We start from the raw sequence: 19,786 nt of genomic DNA on the forward strand, positions 1-19,786 counted from the left end.
CTGCGCGATCACTCCATGATCAAGGGGATCCCTGATGATAGCGGCAGCGCGGCGAAGGTGTGGTCCCGCCAGATCAGGCGGGAGGCATCCTCCGGATAGGCGGTCACCGTCGGGTGGGTGTCGAAGAGCTGCACGAGGCGCTGCTCGGTGTCGTAGGCGGCCCAGCCGGGGTCGCCGTGGGTGGCGAACGCCGTCCACGCCGCACGCATCCGCGCGGACAGCTCTTCCGCCTCGGGGGTGGGGCCCTCGCCGATCAGCGCGGCGGGCTGGCCCCGGTCCAGGTTGCCGAAGACGAGCGGCACGTCGAGTCCGTGGCAGGCACCGAGGATGCCGCCCATACCCGGCGCGGGCCAGGTCAGCTCGTAGACGTGGGCACGGCCGCCGGCGGCGATCCGGGCCTCGGCGAGGTGGAGGCTCGGCATGCGGAACAGCCAGTCGGAGTTGACGACCTCGTGGAGTTCGTCGGGACCGGCGGCCGGGAAGCCCTGCCGGTACCGGCGTGCGCCGTCCGGACCGGGGGCGAGCAGGTTCAGGGCGGTCTCCGCCTGCTCCGGCGTCACCTGGCCGAGCGCTCCTTCGAGCAGGGTGAACAACCGCTGCTCGTCGCGGGTGTGACCGACGAGGAGGTCGACGTCCCGGGCGGCGCCGTCGGCCAGGGCCTGCCACGGGGTGACGGGCAGCGTGGCGGCGTCGATGACCGGGGAGAACGGGATCAGCCGGTACGCGATCGGCCCCCACCGGTCCACCCACTGGCCCATCTTGGCGCCGATCTCGTCACCGGCGGCGGAGAGCAGCTCCGGATCCATGGTGGACAGGTCCGCCACCGTCGGCCGCAGCCCCAGTTCGGCGGCGCAGGACGAGGCGATGTCGGCGGCGAGCTCGGGTGAGAAGAAGGTGCCCGGCATGCTCTGCACGATGGCCCGGCCGAAGAGCCCGGCCGCCGCGGGCATCGCCAGCAGCGCGGCGACCGATCCGCCGCCTGCGGACTCGCCGAAGACGGTGACGCGGGCGGGGTCGCCGCCGAAGGCCCGGATGTTGTCGCGCACCCACTCCAACGCGGCGATCTGGTCCAGCAGCCCCCGGTTGGCGGGCGCCCCCTCGATCAGCGCGAATCCCTCGACGCCCACGCGGTAGTTGAAGGTCACCACCACGACGCCGCCGTCGCGGGCGAGGCGGCCGCCGTCATACTCGGGGAGGCTGGAGATACCCAGCGTGTAGGCACCGCCGTGGATCCACACCATGACCGGCAGCCCCGCGCCGGGGTCCGGCTCCGGCGACCAGACGTTGATCGTCAGCCAGTCGTCATTCGCCGCTTCGCGCGCCAGGGTGTCCATGCCGAACACGGCCGCCTGCGGCGGCGGCGTTCCGAACGACACCGCGTCCCGCACGCCCTCCCAGCCCGCTGCCGGCTGCGGTGCGGCGAAGCGCAGGGCGCCGACCGGCGGCTCGGCGAACGGGATGCCCCGGAAGACCGCCACGCCCGCCTCCGAGCTGCCGCGCAGCGTCCCGGCCGACGCGCGGACTTCGGGCCGGGACTCGGACGGCGTGGACTCGGCAGCGGTCATCACAGCTTCCATTTCTGCACGGGCTGAGCGGCGAACCGGACGCCACCGATCATTCCCCCTGCGCCGGGATGCGCGCCAACCATTTGCGGAGAGCCGGAGCGGCCCTACTCCCGGAACCGGGGCACGACCCGGCGGAACGCCAGCGGCTGCCCCGGCTTGCCGCCGCTGCGGCTGCGGTACTCCGGCGTCCCGACGCAGGTGAAGATCAACGTCAGGAGGTCGTCCGCCTCGCCCAACAGCGCGGGCACCTCCGAGTCGAGGAACGTCATCCCGCTGGCCCCCATCCCCAGCGCGTAGGCGGCCAGGTGCAGCCGCCCCTCCACGACTCCGGCCCGCAGCTGCGCCTCGCGGTAGCCGCGGTCGTCCAGCGTGTCCGCCGGCGCACCGGCGATCACGACGAACGCCGCGTCGCCGCCGAGGTCCTGGCCGAGGCAGATCCGGGTCAGCTCCTCGCGCAGGTCCCCTGTCCGCAGCGGCTGCGTCAGCTCCGGCCACCGGTAGATCCCCGGCGCCACGCCGTCGACGCCGTGCACCGCGATCCAGTGTGGAATGTCGATGCCCCGCAACGCCACCGCGAGCGGCCACTCCAGCAGCTCGCGCGGCACGCTGCGCGAGCGGTCCATCAGCCGCGTCGACCCGCGCCGCAGCACCACCTCGTCCAGCGAGACCTCGCCGCCGATCGGCTGCACCGCCGCGCCGACCGGCCACGGGTCCCCGAGCACGTCCCGGTCCCCGGCTCGCTGCGCGGCCGTACACAGCGGGTATTCCACCGCCGGCAGCTCGCCTGCCGCGGCCTGACCGGTCGCACCGATCGCCGGGTCACCGTCGCCGAGGGTCAGCAGGAACAGCGGGTATTCGAGCACGGGGTCCGCGCCCACCAGTGCCGTCACCGCGGCGTCGGGGAACAGCGACCGGATCCGCGGTGCCTGTCCGGCACTCGCGGCGGCGGCTTCGAGCTGGGACAGCAGCGTCCCGCCGTCCCAGTAGAGGTGCCGCCACCCGCGCTCGGCGTAACGCCATCCGGTGCGCCACGGCACCCCGGTCACGACCAGGGTCGTCGCGGTGCCGGTGGGCGCGGTGCCGACCTGGACCAGGCTGTGCTGCGCAGCGTCGTACCAGTGCACGCCGTCCGGGACCCCCGCGACGCCGCGCGTGCAGGCGTAGACCTCCAGCGGGAAGCGCGCCCCGGCGGAGCCGGCGGCGCGGAACACGATCGTCAGACCGTCGCGCTCCGTCGTGCGCACGATGCCCGCGCCGAGGTAGAGGATCCGGCCGAGCTGCGCGGCGTCGAGCGGCTGCGCCGCCGCCGCGGCCCCGGCGAGCACCGAGGTCGCGGCCACGCCCGGGTCCGGCAGGTCGCGCGGCAGCGCCACCACGGGCAGATCGTCCGGGTACGCCTTGAGCTGGGCCGGGCGCAGGTCGGGGTCGCTGGGTGCGAGATCGTGGCGCACCCGCGGATCGTCTGCAGGGCTGTCCCATGCGCGGTCGGGCGTGTAGGAGGTGAGGCGGTGCAGCAGTCCGGCGCCGGAGTCGTGGTCCACCGGACCATCCTGCCAGGAACCGGCTGCCGTCCGCACCGCCGTGAACCGCTCAGAGCAGGTGGACCGGGGACTGGTGATCGTCGGCGGGCAGGTCCTCGTCGAGCACGATCGCCATGGTCTCCATCAGGTCCAGGTCGGCCTGCCCGGACAGGACGGTCGCGAAAGCGGTGTCGGCGGCGTCGCGTCCGGTGCTGACCCGGATCAGCGACGACCGGGGAGCCAGCCGTGTCGCGTCCCGGACCTGCCACACGCCGTCGACCGCCGTCTCGACGACGGCGTGGAAGTCCATCGGGCTCAGCCCCGGCGCGTAGACCCCCGCCACCCGGGCCGGTATGTCGACCGCCCGGCACAGCGTCGCCACGAGGTGGGCGTAGTCGCGGCACACCCCGCGCCCATCGAGCAGCGTGTCCGCCGCGTCCGTGGTCGGCCCGCTCGCCTCCGGCGTGTACTGCAGGTGCTCGAAGACGTAGTCGCAGATCGCGCGGACCCGCTGCTCCGGATCGGCGTGGCCGCCGAATGCCCGCTGGGCGAAGCCGGTCATCCGGTCGGCCGGGCAGTAGCGGCTGGGCAGCAGGGCGGTGAGGAGCTCCCACTCGGTCGGCCGCTCGGGCTCGCCGCGCCGGTCGGCGACGGCCGCCCGGTAGGAGATCGACAGCCGGCCCGGCGCCGACGAGAAGAGGTGCCGCCGGTTGCCGTCCGGGCCGAGGATCACGCGTACGTCGAGCACCTGGCCGTCGCGGGCGACCGACAGCTCGTCGTCGACCGTCCGGCCGGGACGCAGCGCGACTCCGAGGGCGAGCGCAAACTCGGCCGGCTCGACGACCGTGAACGTCAGCGCGCAGGCGACCTCGGATCGCCGGGTGGTCGCAGGGGATGTCATGGGGTGCCCGCCTTTTACTGGATCTGATGCCTTCGGCTGCTACCCGCGAAACGACGGGTGCAACCCTGTCCCACAGGTCAGGCTGCCGGGAGGTCGAGCGAGATGACACCGACGCGCCGGTCGCCGGTGAGCCGGCCGCTGGGGGCGCCGACGTAGCTGCCCGAGGTCGGGGCCACGTCGGTGTAGTCGCGCCCGACCGCCACGGTGACGTATCCGCTGTGCGTACGCCGGCCGTGGCACGGATCCCAGGCCAGTGCCGCCGCCGCGCCGCCCTGGGGCACGATCACCTCCACCCAGGCGTGGGTGCCGCCCTGGCCCAGCAGGTGCCCCGAGACGTAGCGGGCGGGCAGCCCGGCCAGCCGGCACAGGGCGATCATGATGTGCGCGTAGTCCTGGCACACCCCGACGCCACCGGCGAGCGCCTGCGCCGCGGTGGTGAGCACGCTCGTGACCCCGAAGCCGTAGGACATGGCGGTGTAGACGCCGGTGCAGATCCGCTCGGCGATCTCGGCCGGCTCCCCGCCCGCTCGGGCCAGGTCTGCGGCGAGCTGGCGCAGCCGGTCGTCGGGGCCGGTGAGCGCGGTCGGCGTCCGCAGAGCGGGGTCGCGCAGTGCCGTGGCCGGTAGGGCGAGCAGGTCGCCGCGGACGCGTTCGAGCAGGGCCACCACCCGGAACTCGACCTCGTGCTCGACGTGCGCGGCGGTCACCCGGACGACGGTGTTGCCGCACGGGTCCTGCCGGGTGCGGCGGCGGGCCCGGGCGCCGGTGACCTCCAGGGAGTGTGCGCGCCGGTAGAGGTCGCCGTGGCGCGGTCGCGGCACGATGATCAGGCGCTGCGACAGGGCCGTGACCGGGGTGTCGTAGGTGTAGCGGAACCGCTGCTCGATGCGGTAGCTGATGCGGCGTGCCGATTCCAGGTCCAGGTCGGCATGGTCCAGCATCGGCGCGGACAGATCGGACGGCGGCATCTCCACAGTGTGATCGTGCTGCCGCAATGTTTCGTTCCGGTATCCATCTACCAATACATTGATCAGCGATATATATTGCCGTGGTGAGTGAGATGCGCGAGGCCACCTTCCTGATCCTGACGGCGCTCGCCGACCAGCCACGCCACGGCTACGGCATCATCCAGGAGGTCACCGTCCTCTCCGACGGCCGAGTGGCGCTGCTGCCGGGCACCCTCTACGCCGCGCTGGACCGACTGCAAGCGCAGGGCATGGTCGAGCTCGACCACGAAGAGGTCGTCGACGGGCGGCTGCGCCGCTACTACCGGCTGTGCACCGACGGCCGCGCCGAGCTCGCCGGCCAGGCCGCGCGCCTGCGCCACCTGGCGAGCTCCGCCGAATCACGGCTGCGCTCGCTGCGGCCCAATCCCGCCTGACCCCTGACCCCGCCTCGTTCACAGGGAGCCTCGATGCACCGCTGGCTGCTGCTGCTCTACCCCCGCGACTACCGCCGGGAACGCGGGGCGGAGATCCTCGACACCGTCCGCGACCTCGCGTCCACCCGGGCGGGCGTGCGCGTCGCGGCGAACCTGGCCCGCCACGGCCTGCGTACGCGTCTGGGCCGTCCGGCCAGCCGCAGCGTGACCAGCCTGGCGACGATCTTCACGTTGGCGTGCGCCCTGTTCGCGGCATCCTTCGGCACCTGGCTGGCGTGGTCGGGCACCCGCCCGCTGGACCACGACGCCTTTGCGGCGACCGTCCACCAGCTCTACCCCGACGGGCCGGGGCTGGAGATCGAGCAAGCCGATCCCCTGGCCGTCTTCATCATCTTCGGCCAGCCGCTGAGCTGGCAGGCCGTTCCCGATCTGCTCTTCGGCGACGGCAACGAATACGCGCTCGCCACGGTCACCGCCTCCGTGCGGCGGCCGCCGACCGACAGCCTGCCGCAGGCTCTCGCCACCCTCCAGCAGCGGCTCCAGGACGCCGGCTGGGAGTATGCCGAGCCGCTCTACGCCAATCTCTACGACTGCATCCCCGGCTACCCGCAGTGCGATCCGGCGGCCATACCCCAGAACATCACCTTCTCCGCCCGGCGCGGCGACGACATCCTCGAGGTGGAGATCAGCGCCGACACCTCCTACCCGGCGATCCGACTGGCGATGAGCCGCGCGACCCCCTGGACCGCGCATATCGCCGGTGCTGCCGCGTTCCTGATCGGCGCCCTGGCCGCCTGGTGGCTGTTCGGCTGGGCCAGCCGGCGCATCGAACGCGGCCATCGGGCGGCACAGGGGCTGGCGAAGGTGCTGTTCGTCAGCGCGATGCTCCTGTGGTGGCCGCCGATCCTGCTGTCGGCGCCGCTGTCGCTCGGACACCACCTGAGCGAGCCGCACTACCGCTGGCACCCGATGTGGGAGTGGCTCGGCCAGCCCACCTTCTCGCTGTTCTTCCTGCTCGGCTGCGCCCTGCTGACCCTCGCCCTGGGCCTGGCCGCGCTGCGGCGGCAGCCGGCCGACCGGGCGCTCGCGGTCGGCTGACTCGACGCCGGACCGGCGCGCTCCGAGCCGAAGGCGATCGGGATGTCGTAGGTCTCGCCGATACTGCGCCGGACCGATCCATCGATGAACGGAGCCGACATGACCGCGACCCCCGAGATCGTCGACCGCGACACCTGGCTGCGCGAGCGCGCCGCGCTGCTCACCCGGGAGAAGGCGCACACCCGCGAGGGCGACGCCATCGCCGCCGCCCGGCGGCGGCTGCCGATGGTGGAGGTGGACGCGAGCGTCGAGCTCGTCGGCGCCACGGGCGCGACGCCGCTGCACGAGATCTTCGAGGGCCGCGATCAGCTCCTCGTCTGCAAGCACATGTGGGGCCGGGGCAAGGGCTTCGAGGACCAGTGTCGCGGCTGCTCGGCGACCGTGTGGAACTTCCAGGACGCCACCTACCTGGAGGCGCGCGGCGTGACCTTCGCGATCTGGTGCCAGGGCCCCTACGAGGAGTTCGCGCCCTATCGCGAGTTCATGGGCTTCCAGACGCCGTGGTATTCGGTCGACGGCATCGACTCCCCCGGCATCTCCGACGGCTGGATCACCGCCTACCTGCGCGTCGGCGACCGGATCTTCCAGACCTACGAGACGGATCAGCGCGGCTGCGAGGCGATGATGCCCGCGCTCCAGCTCCTCGACATGACCGTCTACGGCCGCCAGGAGAAGTGGGAGGACTCGCCCGAGGGCTGGCCGCAGGACCCGACGCAGAGCTGGTTCCGCCGCGACGGCCGCCCGATCCCGCAGTGGACCCGCCCCGGGGTCACCCCGGTCGGGACGGCGCCTTCGCGGTAGGCCGGGCGCAGGCGGTACGGTCACGGCGTGAGCAGACTCAGCGTCCTCGTGCGACCCGCGCTGGCGACCGTCGTCTGCCTCGCCCTGGTGCTCGTCCTGCTGTGGCTGCTGCAGCGCAAGCTCATCTACTTCCCCGACACCGCCCCGGTGCCGCCGGTCGGGCCCGGCGGCGCCGACGTGACGCTGACGACCGCCGACGGGCTGCGCCTGGGCGCCTGGCTGCTGGCGCCGCAGGACACCGACCGGCGCCTCGGTGTCCTGGTCGCCAACGGCAACGGCGGCGACCGGGCGGGGCGGCTCCCGCTCGCCAGGGAACTGGCCGGGCGGGGGTTCACCGTGCTGCTCTTCGACTACCGGGGCTACGGCGGCAACCCGGGCAGCCCGTCCGAGTCCGGGCTCGCGCTCGACGCCGCGGCCGCGTACCGGCACCTCGCGGACCTGGTCGGTGCCGACCGCGTCATCCTCTACGGCGAGAGCCTGGGCGCCGCCGTCGCGACCCGCCTCGCCGTCGAGCACCCGCCGGCCGCACTGGTGCTGCGCTCGCCCTTCGCCGGCCTGGCCGAGGTGGCGGGCCGCCACTACCCGTTCCTGCCGGTCGGGCTGCTGCTGCGGGACCGCTACCCGGTCGCCGACCTCATCGGCCGGGTCACCGCACCGACGCTCGTCGTCTACGGCACCGCCGACGCCACGGTGCCGCCGGAGCAGTCCCGGACGGTGGCGGACAGGGCGGGCGGCCCGGTCACCGTGCTCGCGGTGGACGGGGCCGACCACAACGACGCGTCGCTGCTCAGCGGCACCGAGCTGATCGGCGCGATCGTGGCGCTCGCCGAGCGGGCCACATCGGAGCCTGAGGATTAGCGGGCTGCACCTGCGGGTATGTCTGCGGTCCAACGTCCGAAAGGCCCGATCATGACCGAACTGCACGTGTCACTCGACAGCAGCCAGCTCAACAGCACCGAGCGCAAGCTCCAGGAGCCGCTGGAAGAGCAGCTGACCTCCGCGCTGTCGCAGGCGGCCACCCGGGTGGCGGAAGCCTATGACGGGCAGAGCGAGGACGAGGTCATGAGCTGGATCCTGCGGGAGGCCCAGGACGGCCTGCACCCGGACATCGCCGAGGGCTGGCAGCCCGACGTGGCGAAGCTGCGCGAGGTCGCCCAGGCCGTCATCCGCGGCGAGCAGTTCGACTAGGTCGGCGGCTGCCGGTCCGACGGGTAGCCGCCCGGCGGTCGCCACGGCTCGGGAACGCCCGTGTCCGGCGGCCGCCACGCATCCGGCGCGACCCGCTTCGACGGTCGGCACGCCAGCAGTCCGAACACCACGATCGGCAGGAACAGGCAGCCCACCGCGCCGACCGCGCCCTCGACGTCGGCCGCGGCGACCGGATCGAAGACGCCGCGCGGGTCGGCCAGCAGATCCATCTCCGCGGGGCACTCCTCGTCGCTGTCGAACAGCGGCACGCCGCCCGGGATCTGCGAGCGGTCGGGGTAGGCGTAGACGCAGACCGCGTCGTAGCCGGGATCGCTCATCCGGGCGGTCTCGACCCGGAGATCGAGGGTCGCGTGCACGCGTTCCCCGGCGAGGCTGAGCACGACCGGTCCCAGGCCCGTTCCGAAGACCGCCAGAATCCCGGCGAACGCGGTGAAGCACAGGGTGACGATCAGCCACCGCTTGTCGAAGGTCAGCTCCCGGGGGGTGTAGGTGCCCCAGTCGTGGGCCCACAGCGCGACGATGCCCAGGATGACCGGGATCGACCACCAGCCGAGGACCGGGACCAGCCCCAGCAGCCCGATCAGCGACAGCGGCGGCCGCCGGTCCCGGGACGGCGCGGTCTTCCAGTAGACGATGAGGATCGGCACCAGGGGCACGAACACGACCAGAAATACGTAAGCGCTGCCGTAGGGGACCAGGACCAGGCCCGCCGCGCTCCCCATCAGCCAGGTCGCGAGCACCGCGACGGACAGCCGCTCGATATTTCTCCCCATGAATGGAGCGTGGCAGAGCCCGTCAATATCAGGACAGGGCGGAGCGGGCCCAGCGCGTCACCTGTTCGAGCACCGGAGCCCGGCCCGCGAACGTCTCCGCCAGGTCCCTGCTGTCGTAGGCGGCCCGGCCCTGCTGCCGGCTCGCCGAGGCGAGCATGCGCGGTGCCAGCCAGTAGTACTTCGCGGCGCCGGTGAGCATGACGGCGCGCTCGACGGTCGCGGCGTCGACGGTGTTGCCGAGGCCCCGGCGGTACCCGTCGGCGACGGCGGCGGTGACCTCGTCGAGCAGGTCGATCTCGATCAGGCCGTCGAAGAACGTGTCGAGGGTCAGGTTGGCCACGTCCTCGCCGATGGCGCCGGGGCCGACGAACGCCCAGTCCAGCAGCACCGGACCCCGGTCGGCGACGATCAGGTTCATCGGCCACAGGTCGTGGTGGCACAGGGTGCGGGGCAGCGCGTCGGCGGCGGCGAGCAGGTCGCGGCGGCGTACCCACAGGGATTGGAGGTCTGCCCGCAGCTGCGGTGACCAGGCCGCGAGCGCGACCGGATGCTCCCAGTCGGGTTCCCCGGCGACCGACGAGGCGGTCGTGTAGTCGCGCAGGAAGTCCCGCGCGAGCCAGGCGTCGGCGGGCGGCCGGCCGAGCCACCGCGCCTGCGCGGCCCCCATCCGGTACGCGATGTCGCCGAGCTCCGCGCTGCGGCAGGCGGTCCCGGCGGTCCCGGCGACGTCCTCCAGCCACAGCGCGGTGGATCCGTCGGCGCGCTCGTCGACGCCGAGCAGGCGCGGTGCGCCGAGCCCGGCGTCGGCGAAGGCGGTCGACGGCAGGCCACTGCGGTAGGCGAGCACCTCGCGCTGCCAGTAGTTCCAGTGCCCGGGCTCGTCGCTGGCGGCGAAGTGCGCGGCGGCACCGTCCCGCTTCCGGGTGGCGAGCTTGAGGATGGCGGTGCCGTCGTCGCGGGTGACCCGCCAGACCCCGCCGGTGGCTTCGTTGCCGGTGTTGTGGACGAGCCCCTCGGCCGTCCAGCCGGGCCGGATCGTGCCGTGCGGGGGTGCGGACATTCCGCCGAGACTACTGGTCGGCCGAGGCCGGCGCGGCGGACTCGGCCGTCTTCTGCTGCGAGCGCCCCAGCAGCGCGAAGGCGACCACTCCGAGCATCCCGGCGACCCGCAGCGGGAAGAAGACCGCCTCGTGGTCGGGGAACTGCCGGTCCGCAAGGGACCCGACGGACGACAGGCTGAAGCTGAACAGGATGCACGCGAAGACCCACGGTGCCGCCCCGCGCCAGCCGCGGGGAACCCAGCGCAGCACGATGACGGCGATCCCGGCCGCGACCGCGGCGATGGCGACGGCCAGCAGGATGATGTCCAGGGTGCTCATGGCGGATGAGGATACGGGTCGCGCCGGTCGCGCGCTGCCCGCTCCCGGGGTCGCGGGAGCGGGCAGCCGTCGGCGACTACACCTGCGGTTGGAAGACGACCCGGGCGCGGATCTGGCGGAACCCGGTCCGTTCCAGCTCCGCCACGGCCGCCACCCGGTAGGCGTCGACGTCGGCGACGACCTCGCGGGCGCCGCCGTCGACGAGTACGCGGACCGCCTCGACCAGCATCTCGCCCCGGGCCGCCTCGTCGAGCAGCCCGAAGTAGCCGATGAGCGGGTAGCAGGCGTCCCCGGCCGTGCCGATGAGGCCGACCGGCTCCCCCGCGTCGAGCGCGATGCGCCAGCCGCCGAGGTCGGTGAGCCAGCCCACCGGGTCGGTGGCGAGGTCGACGCCGCCGACCGCCAGCGCCGTCTCCCGACCGGTCAGGATGTCCGGCTCGGCGATCCGGGCGACCAGCGCGTTGATCTCCGCCGCGTCGGCCGCCGGGCGGAATGCGTACCGCCCGGCGGTGGCGGGCAGCGGCGCCCCTGACCAGGTGCAGCGCAGCCGCTCGACGCCCTCGACCAGGCCGGCGAGCTGTGCCGCTGCCATCGGCGCCTGGACCACGGCGAGCACGTCGGGCCGGCGGCGCCAGTGTGCGGGCATCGCGGCGTAGTAGAGCCGGGGGCCGCCGAGGGCGTCGTGGGCGGCGCGCAGCAGCGCGGCACCCACCTCGGGTTCGGCGTCCAGGTCGAAGCGTTCCAGCCAGGGGGAACCGACGGCACCCGGCGGGAGCACCCAGGCGGCGCGGCCGACCACCCGGCCGGATCGCACCGCCACCCAGGTGGTCTCGGGCCGGTAGCCGCCCATGGCGAGGCCGTCGGCGTAGCCGATCTGGCGCAGCTGGGGCAGCGGGTCGGGCATGGAGTCGAACAGATTTTCCTCGCCCGCGACGAGCGGGCGGATGACGAGATCCTGCATGGCGTGAGCCTCCGGAAAGCGAACGCCCCGGGTCAGATCCGCGTGAACGCCGGAGCGCGGAAGGGGCGCAGAACATCGGACATTGTTCTGACCTCCCTTCGGGCTCGATGGCGTACGCCGGAATCTACGCGACGAGTCCGGTCCCTCGCAACCGCCATGGTGAACGCAAAGTGTTCGAAGGAATACCGTCCGCCACGCCGATAAACATTGACGCACGCCAATGACGTTCCTAGCATCGACCGACATGGATTACTTACGAGTGGCAAGGCGCCATCTGACCGGCCTCGGCGTGCTGACGGCGGCGGCCGTCGCCATCGCAGCGGGCATCGCCGCACCGGCTGCGGCTCAGGGCCAGATCCTGGGCACCGCCAATCCAGGAGCCATCGCCGACAGCTACATCGTCATCTTCAAGGACAGCGCAGCCACCGACGGCCACGCCCGGATCCAGTCCCTCACCAGCCAGCTCGCGACCCGGCACGGAGTGCGGGTGGAGCACACCTACGAGCACGCGCTGCGCGGCTTCGCCGGCACGATGGGCAAGGCCGCCGCGCAGCAGCTCGCGGCCGACGCCAACGTCGCCTACGTCGAGCAGAACGCGACCGTGCGGATGCTCGGCACCCAGCCCAATCCCCCGTCCTGGGGCCTGGACCGCATCGATCAGCGCAGCCTGCCCCTCAACGGCTCCTACACCTACCCGACGGTCGCGTCCAACGTCCGCGCCTACGTCATCGACACCGGCATCCGCGTCACGCACAGCACCTTCGGCGGCCGGGCGAGCTGGGGCACCAACACCACCGGCGACGGCAACGACACCGACTGCAACGGCCACGGCACCCACGTCGCGGGGACCATCGGCGGAGCCGAGTACGGCGTCGCCAAGGGCGTCGCGCTGACCGCGGTCAAGGTCCTCGACTGCTCCGGCAACGGCAGCTTCGCCGGGGTCGCCGCCGGCATCGACTGGGTGACCGGCAACCACGCGGCCGGGGTCCCGGCGGTGGCGAACATGAGCCTCGGCGGCGCCGGCAGCGACATCACCACCGAGAACGCGGTCCGCAACTCCATCGCCGACGGCGTCGTCTACGCCATCGCGTCGGGCAACAACGGCGCAGACGCCTGCAACTTCACCCCCGCCCGGGTCGCCGAGGCGATCACGGTCAACGCGAGCACCATCACCGACGCCCGCGCGTCGTTCTCCAACTGGGGGACCTGCACCGACATCTTCGCCCCCGGCGAGAACATCGTCTCCTCGTCCAACGGCAGCGACTCCGCCACCGCGACGCTGAGCGGGACGTCGATGGCGACCCCGCACGTGGCCGGCGGCGCCGCGCTGATCCTCGCCGACAACCCCGCCCTCACCCCCGCACAGGTGGCCGCGACCATGTTCGGCAACGCCACCCTGAACGCGATCACCAACCCGGGGACGGGTTCGCCGAACCGCCTGCTCTACACCGGCGCGAGCGGACCGGCGACCACGGTCACCCTGAACCGCTACTGGTGGTCGGGGCGCGACCACATCAGCACCACGACCTTCCCCGGCGGCAGCTATCAGTTCGAGGGCAGCCTCGGACAGCTCTTCACCGGCCCGGTCGCGGGCACGCACGCGCTCTACTCATGCAAGATCAACAATGATACGTTCACCTCGTTGAGCGCCAACTGCGAGGGCCGGGTCTACCTCGGGCTACTCGGATACGCCTATGACGGGCCGCCCGCCGGGGGCAGCCGGGTGCTCTTCCGGTGCGTGGCCCGCGGCTCGGGCGAGCACTTCGACTCCTCCGACCCGAACTGCGAAGGCCAGGGCAGCGAGGGCCCGCTGGGCTACCTGCTCCCGTGAGCGCACGGTGCCGGGGCAGGGCCGCCACGGTCCTGCCCCGGCGCCTCCGATCAGCGCAGGTGCTCCCGCGCCCAGGTCCGGAAGTCCGTGGTGTGCAGGCCGAACGCGTGCGCGTGCTCCGGCCGGGCCGGGCTGCCGACCACGTTGATGCGGTCCACCGCCTGCCCCATGAAGGCCGGCAGGCCGCGCTCGATCGCCTCGTCGATGGTGAGCACCGGCGCCGGGACGGTGCGGCCCAGGACCTCCGAGACGATGGCGGCGGTCTCGGTCATGGTGAGCAGGTCGCCGGCGAGCTCGATGTCGTGCCCGCCGAACCTCGCGGGATCGGCGATCGCGGCCGCTGCGGCATCGCCGATGTCCTGCACGGCGATCCAGGCGAGCACGGTGTCGGCGGCGAAGCCGGTGACGAAGCCGCCGGCGGTCCAGTCGCCGAACAGATAGGACCAGCCGAGCAGGTTCTCCATGAAGGTCGCGGGTTTGAGCACGGTCCAGTGCGCGAAGCCCGAGGTCCGCACGAGCTCGTCGATCCCGGCCTTGCTGTCCCAGTAGTGCCGGTCCCAGCGGCCCTCGGCCCAGCCCGGGGCGGAGAAGTCCCCGGCGCCGGAGACGGAGGTGTGCACGAACTGCGGTACCCCGGCCTCCCGCGCGGCGGTGACGAGGTTGCGGCCGCGCCGCAGCTCGGCGTCGGAGGCGAGGTCGGCCAGGTCCGGGAACGGGATGGAGAAGACGCTGCTCACGCCGGTCGCGGCGGCGACGAGCGAGGCAGGGTCGTCCAGATCGCCGCGGACCAGTTCCGCTCCCCGCGCCGCCAGCTCTCTCGCCGGGGGTACGCCGACGTCGCGCACCAGCGCCCGCACCGGCCACCCGGCGTCGAGCAGCGCCCGAGCGGTGGCTCCGCCCTGTTTGCCGGTGGCACCGATCACGAGGGTTGTCATGATGGAAATCCTCCTCTACAACGTCAGTGCTGGTAGGTGGGGTAGTCGATGTAACCGGTGTCGCCGGGGGCGTACCAGGAATCCTTGTCACTGGCCTGCAGCGGCAGGCCGAGCCGGAACCGCTCGACCAGGTCGGGGTTGGCGAGGTATGCGCGGCCGTAGCTGACGAGGTCCGCGCCGAGTCCCAACCAGTGGTCGCCCGCCGCCCGGTCGCCCGCCTTCGGGCCGATCTGACCGCCCGGGTTGACGATGAACCCGGTCCGCCAGGCCTTGCGCAGCGACACCATCGCGTCGTCGTCGACGGTGGCGAGCACGTGGGCGTAGGCGAGCTCCAGCGGCGCGAGCGCGCCGAACAGGGCCGCGTAGAGCTGCGGCACGTCCTCCTCGACGGTCTCCCAGGTCGAGCCGCCGGGCGACAGCCGGATGCCCACCCGGTCACCGCCGATCGCCGCCGCGGTCGCCTCGGCCACCTCGACGGCGAAGCGGATCCGCCCGGCGATGGTGCCACCGTAGGCGTCGGTCCGCAGGTTGGCGCCGGAGGAGAGGAACTGCTGGATGAGGTAGCCGTTCGCGCCGTGCAGCTCGATGCCGTCGAACCCGGCGTCGACCGCCCGGCGCGCCGCGTCGACGAAGGCCTGGACCTCACCGGCGATCTCCCCGATGGCGAGGGCGCGCGGCACCGGCGCCGGGCGCGGCCCCTGCGGCGTGTAGAGCTCGGCCGTCAGGGCGACCGCCGACGGCGCCACCGGGTGGAATCCGACGACGTCGGCGTGGCCCACCCGCCCCCCGTGCATGAGCTGCGCGAAGATGCGTCCGCCGTTGGCGTGCACCGCGGCCGTCACCGGCCGCCACGCGGCGACCGTCGCTGCGCTGTGCAGCCCGGGGGTGAGCGGATTGGACTGGCCCTGCAGGCTCGGCTGGAGGCCCTCGCTGACGATCAGGCCGGCGGTGGCGCGCTGGGCGTAGTAGGTGGCCGTCGACGGGACCGGCAGGCCGTCCGCCGTACCGCGCGCCCGGGTCATCGGCGCCATGACGATGCGGTTGGGCAGGCGGAGGCCGCCGAGCTGGAAGCTGTCGAAAAGGCTGGTCATGGGTCATCCTCCAGTGCGGAATGTGCGTTCACCGACGACGCTAAAAGCTCACATCGGTGTGAGGGGCAAGCAGATGTGGCCGCCGTCACGCCGGGGCGCCGAGATACGGTGGCGGCATGCGGATCGGTGAACTCGCCGCGCGGACCTCGGTCTCGGTGCGGTCCCTGCGCTACTACGAGGAGCAGCGGCTGCTCGCCTCGTACCGCAACAACTCCGGGCAGCGCCACTACTCCGACGACGCGGTCGACCGGGTGCGGCTGATCCAGTCGCTCTACGCGGCCGGGCTCTCCAGCAGGTCCATCCTCGACCTCCTCCCGTGCGTCGACGCGAAGGTCAACACACCGGAGTCCCGCGCCCTGCTGCGTACCGAACGGGACCGCATCGACGCGCAGATCGCCGCCCTGACCGCCGCGCGGCAGCAGCTCGACGCGATCATCGCCGTCAGCGAGGGCCCGGCCAGCACCTGCGCCCGCCTGGGCTCCGCCGACAAGGTCGACATGCTGTCGTAAGGCGATCTTCACCCACCCCGTCTACATTGACGATCGTGAAGATATTCGCCGTCACCCTCGCGCTTGTCCTCGCCCTCCCGGCGCCCGCCCGAGCCCAGGCACCGACCGCCCTGCCAGGCGACGACCTCGCCTTCGCGTCGGCGGTCTTCCGGGCCACGCACAACAGCTACTCCGGCAACGTCGACGGGACCAAGGGGTCCATCACCTACCAGCTCGACAACGGCGTCCGCTTCCTGGAGTTCGACATCCACGACAACGGGTACGCCACGTCCTTGGACTACGCCGTCGGCCACGACTACCCCGGCGACGCGGTGGACCACGCGGGCAACCCGGCGTCGAACAACCTGCGCGGCTGGCTGCAGACGATCAACACCTGGTCGGCCGGGCACCCCGATCACGCGCCGCTGCTGGTGATGCTCGATGTGAAGGACGACCTCACCGACAACTTCTCCTACGCCGCGGGCAACCTCACCGCGCTGAACAAGGAGCTGTCCGACGTCTTCGGGGCCCGGCTGCTGACGGCGAAGGACGTACCGGGTGCCCTCGGCACGATCGGCTCGCTGCGCGGCCGGGTGCTGACGCTGCTCTCCGGGCACGCCGGGACGCGCACCGAGTACAAGCGGGACGTGGGGGCGAACCCGGCCGTCGCGATCAACGCGCTCGGGCAGGTCGTCGAGGTCCACGACTCCGGCTCCGGCACGCTGTGGTACTGGAGCGGCACCTACGGCTCCGACGGCCGTGTCACCTGGTTGCGGCACGGCAGGTACGGCACCGGCACCACCCCGGCGGTGGCGCTCAACGACCACGGATACCTCGTCGAGGTGCACAAGTCCCAGAACGCCGACACGCTCTGGTACCAGGTCGGGCAGATCGGCACCGGCGGCGAGATCACCTGGTCGGCGAGCCGCCAGTACGACTCGGGCGTCCTGCCGTCGATCACCTTCGTGACGCCGGCCGGCACCGCGGTGAAGGAGATCCACCGCAGCCAGTCGTCGAGCCAGAACTGGTTCTGGGACGGCACCCTGAACCCGTCGGCGGCGACGGTCACCTGGAACAGCGCGACCCACGCCACCACGTCGCTGCCCCGGTACCCGACGACGGTCGGCGTCAGCGGAACCCGGCGCGTGACGGTGTCGACCGGCGCGGACGGTGCCGCCCCCGCCAACACGCTGCGCTACAGCACCGACCGGGTCGGCGTGCAGCGCATCCGCTACGAGCAGATCGCGTTCGACGAGTTCCAGGCGGGCGACAGCGCGCTGCTGCAGGAGGGCGCGATCTTCTACGGCGCCGTCGCGACGAACAAGTCCTTCATCACGTCGAGCCGCAACGCCGGGCGGGTCGTGCGGGGCTGGGACTTCGACGACGCGAGCCTGGCGACGAACCCGCCCGCGAACTACCCGGCGACGAACTACCCCTGGACCGGCTGGTACGCCACTGTGACCGCGAACGCCGTGCGGTAAGCGGCTCACAGGGAACCCGTCGGCCGCACAGTGGTCGGCGGGTTCCTCCTATGTGGCCGGTGTGGCGGGAATACGGACCGCCATCACCCGGTCGACACCGGTGCAGAGCAGCCAGGGAGCTTCCGTCCGGCACTCCGAGACGACCGTGCCGGGCGGGCCGAACATGCCCAGCACCCGTACCACCAGGTCGCCGCTGGGCAGGACCACCCCGAGCCAGGTCTGCGGCACCGAGCCGAGGGTGTCGGCCATCCAGACCACCAGACGGCCGTCGACGACCCCCACCGCCTGCCAGCCGGGCAGGGTCGCGCGGACCTCGCCGGTCGCGGCATCGACCAGCCTGCGCCGAAAGGTGCCGTTGGTGAGGATCAGCACGTCACCGGCGTCGCGGTGCCAGGCCGTGTAGAAGCGGCCGCCGGGGACGGCCCAGAGCTGTTCGCCGGTACGCGGCCGCACCGCCCGCAGTTCCGTGGCGGTGTTCAGGCAGACGAGCTCACCGCATCGCTCCGACTGCCAGACGCCGGAGAACTCCGCCGAGCGCCAGAGCCGCTGCCTCGTCGATCGGTCGTAGCCCGCCACGGTCGAGGGAACCGGCAGGTCCACCGGCTCGTAGAGCTGACCGGGGGGCCCGGGAACGACCGGCTCCTCGACGACGATCGTCGTGCTGTCGTCCGCCACGACCCGGCCGCTGGGCGGCAGCCAGCCGAGGTCGTCGGCCGTACCCGTGTCGAGGTGCAGCTCCACGCGGCTGCCGTCGCGTCGCGCCAGGAAGTACGAGCCCGGCCGGGGGACGACGCGGTGGTCTCCCCGGCTCGCGTCGGTGAATTCGGCTCGGGCGCCCTGGCCGGCGTCGAAGCTCCACCTCTGCGCACCGCCGGCCATGTCGATCCCGGAGAGGAGCTGGTTGTCCGTCCCGTGCTTCAGGACGGCGATCCGGCCGTCCGGTGTGACGCTGACGAGGATGCCGGGCCGCTGCCACCGGACCGTGCCGTCGGCCGGGTCGACGCGGGCGATCTTGAGCCCGGGGTCGGTGTCGTCCCTCGATTCACCGGAGACGAGCAGCGCGCCGTCCGCCTCCCACGCCTGATCGACGACGAGACGGAGGTCGGCCCGCCAGCGCGTGCCGCCGTCGGCGAGCCGCCGTGCCACCGTCGCGCCGGTGCCCGGCTCCGTCGACAGGACGAGCCCGGCGGCGGTGTCGATCTGCCCGTCGACGACCGGGAAGTCGGTCAGCTGCCGCCACGACGGTGGCGACGCCGGTGCGGCGGAGGCTCCGGTGGCGGCGAGCACGACGACAGCGCAGACCACGGCGTAGACCTGCTGCCGCCAGCGGTGCGGGATCGAGGTCGGCGTCCGCTGCGGGCGATCCTCTGGGCGATGGCGCCACTCGTCGAGCTCGATCTCCACCTCGTTGCGCACGGCCATCCCCCGGTCCCGTCTCTCCTGACAGCTCCCGCACTCTAAACGCACGGGTCGCCGCAGAATGCCCCTCAGGCAGTGGTCCAGGTGGACGAGCGCCGCGCCGCCGCGTAGATCTGCTCGACCTCCTCGGGGGTGAGGACGGTCCGGCCGGGCAGCTTGCACCACCAGCCGACCGCCCACGACGGCAGCACCCGGACACCCTGTGGGCGGCGGCGCACCCAGCCGGTGAGGCTGCGGTGGCCGTGCACCACGATCATCGGCCCCACGTGCAGGTGCCTGCCCAGGGCGGCCGACAGGGCGAGGCGGGCGCGCTGCGCCTCCCTGCCGGCCTTGCCGACGTAGGGCTGCGCGCGGCCGCGGACGAACACCACCCGCTCCCCCACCCGTACCACCGCACCGGGGTGGTGTTTGGTGTTGACCGTGAAGACGCCGAACGGGCCGATCACCAGGTGGTCGATGTCGCCGCCGGCACCGAGCCGGATGCCGTGGAGTACCTTCCAGCCGCGGACGGCCAGCGGGTCGAGCTTCCCGGCGACGTGCCGCTCCCCGGCCGCGCCGGTCCGCCAGGCGTAGTCGGCGGTCCGGACCCCGGCGACGCGGGCGAGCAGCCGGACCGCTCGGCTCTGCGGGCGGAGCCGGTCGGCGCGCCGCTGCAGGGCCGCGCCGGCCTCCTGATCGGCGAGGTCGGTGCCGGGGTGCCGCCGGCGCTGCGGCTCCGCCGGTGCCCCGCGGCGCCACTCGGTCACGGCCTGCTGGAACTCCGGCCACATCCCGGGCTGGTCGAGGTGGTGCTGCTGGGTACGCAGGTCGTACCACCCGACCTTGATCCCGTCGGCGGTCTCGACGTACAACCGGTCGTGGCCGTGCTTGGTCCACCGGTGGACCGACAGCGGAACCCCCATGCGACGCCCTCCACGTAAGTACATTCGTCGATGGCATCGTACGGTGACGGT

General features: G+C 72.8%; 20 protein-coding genes. 8 read left to right on the top strand and 12 right to left on the bottom strand.

Annotated elements, in window-relative coordinates; translation table 11 throughout:
- Positions 1-8 precede the first annotated feature (8 nt).
- The 4 genes from F4553_RS03260 to F4553_RS03275 form a co-directional block, all read right to left on the bottom strand.
- Entirely contained in the window at positions 9-1,565 is a 1,557-nt protein-coding gene (locus F4553_RS03260; protein WP_184831827.1) for a carboxylesterase/lipase family protein, read from the bottom strand.
- A gap of 104 nt (positions 1,566-1,669) precedes the next feature.
- Positions 1,670-3,106 carry a nitroreductase family protein gene (locus tag F4553_RS03265; protein WP_312875076.1) on the bottom strand — a complete coding sequence of 479 codons (1,437 nt, stop codon included), beginning with the start codon at positions 3,104-3,106 and terminating at the stop codon, positions 1,670-1,672.
- Between the two features lie 49 nt (positions 3,107-3,155).
- Positions 3,156-3,986: a transglutaminase-like domain-containing protein gene (locus F4553_RS03270; protein WP_184831829.1), complete on the bottom strand. Its 831-nt coding sequence runs from the start codon at positions 3,984-3,986 to the stop codon at positions 3,156-3,158.
- A gap of 77 nt (positions 3,987-4,063) precedes the next feature.
- Entirely contained in the window at positions 4,064-4,954 is an 891-nt protein-coding gene (locus F4553_RS03275) for a transglutaminase family protein (RefSeq protein ID WP_184831831.1), read from the bottom strand.
- Between the two features lie 92 nt (positions 4,955-5,046).
- Between F4553_RS03275 and F4553_RS03280 the strand changes: the two genes are divergently transcribed.
- The 5 genes from F4553_RS03280 to F4553_RS03300 all read left to right on the top strand — a co-directional run bounded on the left by F4553_RS03280 (position 5,047) and on the right by F4553_RS03300 (position 8,454).
- On the top strand, positions 5,047-5,367 hold the full coding sequence (locus F4553_RS03280; RefSeq protein WP_184833195.1) for a PadR family transcriptional regulator: 321 nt from the start codon (positions 5,047-5,049) through the stop codon (positions 5,365-5,367).
- A gap of 33 nt (positions 5,368-5,400) precedes the next feature.
- Complete coding sequence (locus tag F4553_RS03285; protein WP_184831833.1) at positions 5,401-6,465, top strand: hypothetical protein; 1,065 nt, start codon at positions 5,401-5,403, stop codon at positions 6,463-6,465.
- Positions 6,466-6,564: 99 nt separating this feature from the next.
- Entirely contained in the window at positions 6,565-7,266 is a 702-nt protein-coding gene (locus F4553_RS03290; RefSeq protein ID WP_246465806.1) for a DUF899 family protein, read from the top strand.
- Between the two features lie 27 nt (positions 7,267-7,293).
- Positions 7,294-8,124: an alpha/beta hydrolase gene (locus F4553_RS03295; RefSeq protein ID WP_312875077.1), complete on the top strand. Its 831-nt coding sequence runs from the start codon at positions 7,294-7,296 to the stop codon at positions 8,122-8,124.
- Between the two features lie 51 nt (positions 8,125-8,175).
- The gene (locus F4553_RS03300) at positions 8,176-8,454 is read left to right on the top strand and encodes a hypothetical protein (RefSeq protein WP_184831837.1); all 279 of its coding nucleotides are present in this window, start codon (positions 8,176-8,178) and stop codon (positions 8,452-8,454) included.
- On the opposite strand, the gene F4553_RS03305 is transcribed toward F4553_RS03300, so the two are convergent.
- From F4553_RS03305 to F4553_RS03320, 4 genes are all read right to left on the bottom strand, one after another.
- A complete protein-coding gene (locus F4553_RS03305) occupies positions 8,451-9,248 on the bottom strand; it encodes a hypothetical protein (RefSeq protein ID WP_184831839.1) in 798 nt (265 codons plus the stop codon). The genes F4553_RS03300 and F4553_RS03305 overlap by 4 nt on opposite strands.
- Before the next feature lie 28 nt (positions 9,249-9,276).
- The gene (locus F4553_RS03310; RefSeq protein WP_184831850.1) at positions 9,277-10,308 is read right to left on the bottom strand and encodes a phosphotransferase; all 1,032 of its coding nucleotides are present in this window, start codon (positions 10,306-10,308) and stop codon (positions 9,277-9,279) included.
- Between the two features lie 10 nt (positions 10,309-10,318).
- Positions 10,319-10,627 (bottom strand): hypothetical protein, encoded by a 309-nt coding sequence (locus tag F4553_RS03315; protein ID WP_184831852.1) that lies wholly within the window; start codon positions 10,625-10,627, stop codon positions 10,319-10,321.
- A gap of 76 nt (positions 10,628-10,703) precedes the next feature.
- On the bottom strand, positions 10,704-11,588 hold the full coding sequence (locus F4553_RS03320) for an acetyltransferase (protein ID WP_184831854.1): 885 nt from the start codon (positions 11,586-11,588) through the stop codon (positions 10,704-10,706).
- Between the two features lie 244 nt (positions 11,589-11,832).
- Between F4553_RS03320 and F4553_RS03325 the strand changes: the two genes are divergently transcribed.
- Entirely contained in the window at positions 11,833-13,419 is a 1,587-nt protein-coding gene (locus F4553_RS03325; RefSeq protein WP_184831856.1) for a S8 family peptidase, read from the top strand.
- Positions 13,420-13,469: 50 nt separating this feature from the next.
- Here the strand turns inward: F4553_RS03325 and F4553_RS03330 are convergent, their stop codons facing one another.
- Together F4553_RS03330 and F4553_RS03335 are read right to left on the bottom strand one after the other, a co-directional pair.
- Positions 13,470-14,354 (bottom strand): NmrA family NAD(P)-binding protein, encoded by an 885-nt coding sequence (locus F4553_RS03330; RefSeq protein WP_221469675.1) that lies wholly within the window; start codon positions 14,352-14,354, stop codon positions 13,470-13,472.
- Between the two features lie 23 nt (positions 14,355-14,377).
- Positions 14,378-15,445 carry an alkene reductase gene (locus F4553_RS03335; RefSeq protein ID WP_184831858.1) on the bottom strand — a complete coding sequence of 356 codons (1,068 nt, stop codon included), beginning with the start codon at positions 15,443-15,445 and terminating at the stop codon, positions 14,378-14,380.
- Between the two features lie 116 nt (positions 15,446-15,561).
- Between F4553_RS03335 and F4553_RS03340 the strand changes: the two genes are divergently transcribed.
- Together F4553_RS03340 and F4553_RS03345 are read left to right on the top strand one after the other, a co-directional pair.
- Entirely contained in the window at positions 15,562-15,954 is a 393-nt protein-coding gene (locus tag F4553_RS03340) for a MerR family transcriptional regulator (RefSeq protein ID WP_184831860.1), read from the top strand.
- A gap of 35 nt (positions 15,955-15,989) precedes the next feature.
- A complete protein-coding gene (locus tag F4553_RS03345) occupies positions 15,990-17,414 on the top strand; it encodes a PI-PLC domain-containing protein (protein WP_221469676.1) in 1,425 nt (474 codons plus the stop codon).
- 48 nt (positions 17,415-17,462) lie between these two features.
- Here F4553_RS03345 and F4553_RS03350 read toward each other — a convergent pair whose 3' ends face one another.
- Both F4553_RS03350 and F4553_RS03355 read right to left on the bottom strand, forming a co-directional pair.
- Positions 17,463-18,836, bottom strand: a complete 1,374-nt coding sequence (locus F4553_RS03350; protein WP_184831862.1) for a PQQ-binding-like beta-propeller repeat protein — start codon at positions 18,834-18,836, stop codon at positions 17,463-17,465.
- A 65-nt stretch (positions 18,837-18,901) separates the two neighbouring features.
- On the bottom strand, positions 18,902-19,735 hold the full coding sequence (locus tag F4553_RS03355) for a nuclease-related domain-containing protein (protein ID WP_184831864.1): 834 nt from the start codon (positions 19,733-19,735) through the stop codon (positions 18,902-18,904).
- Positions 19,736-19,786: the final 51 nt, after the last annotated feature.

The sequence above is a fragment of the Allocatelliglobosispora scoriae genome (assembly GCF_014204945.1).
GTDB lineage: Bacteria > Actinomycetota > Actinomycetes > Mycobacteriales > Micromonosporaceae > Allocatelliglobosispora > Allocatelliglobosispora scoriae.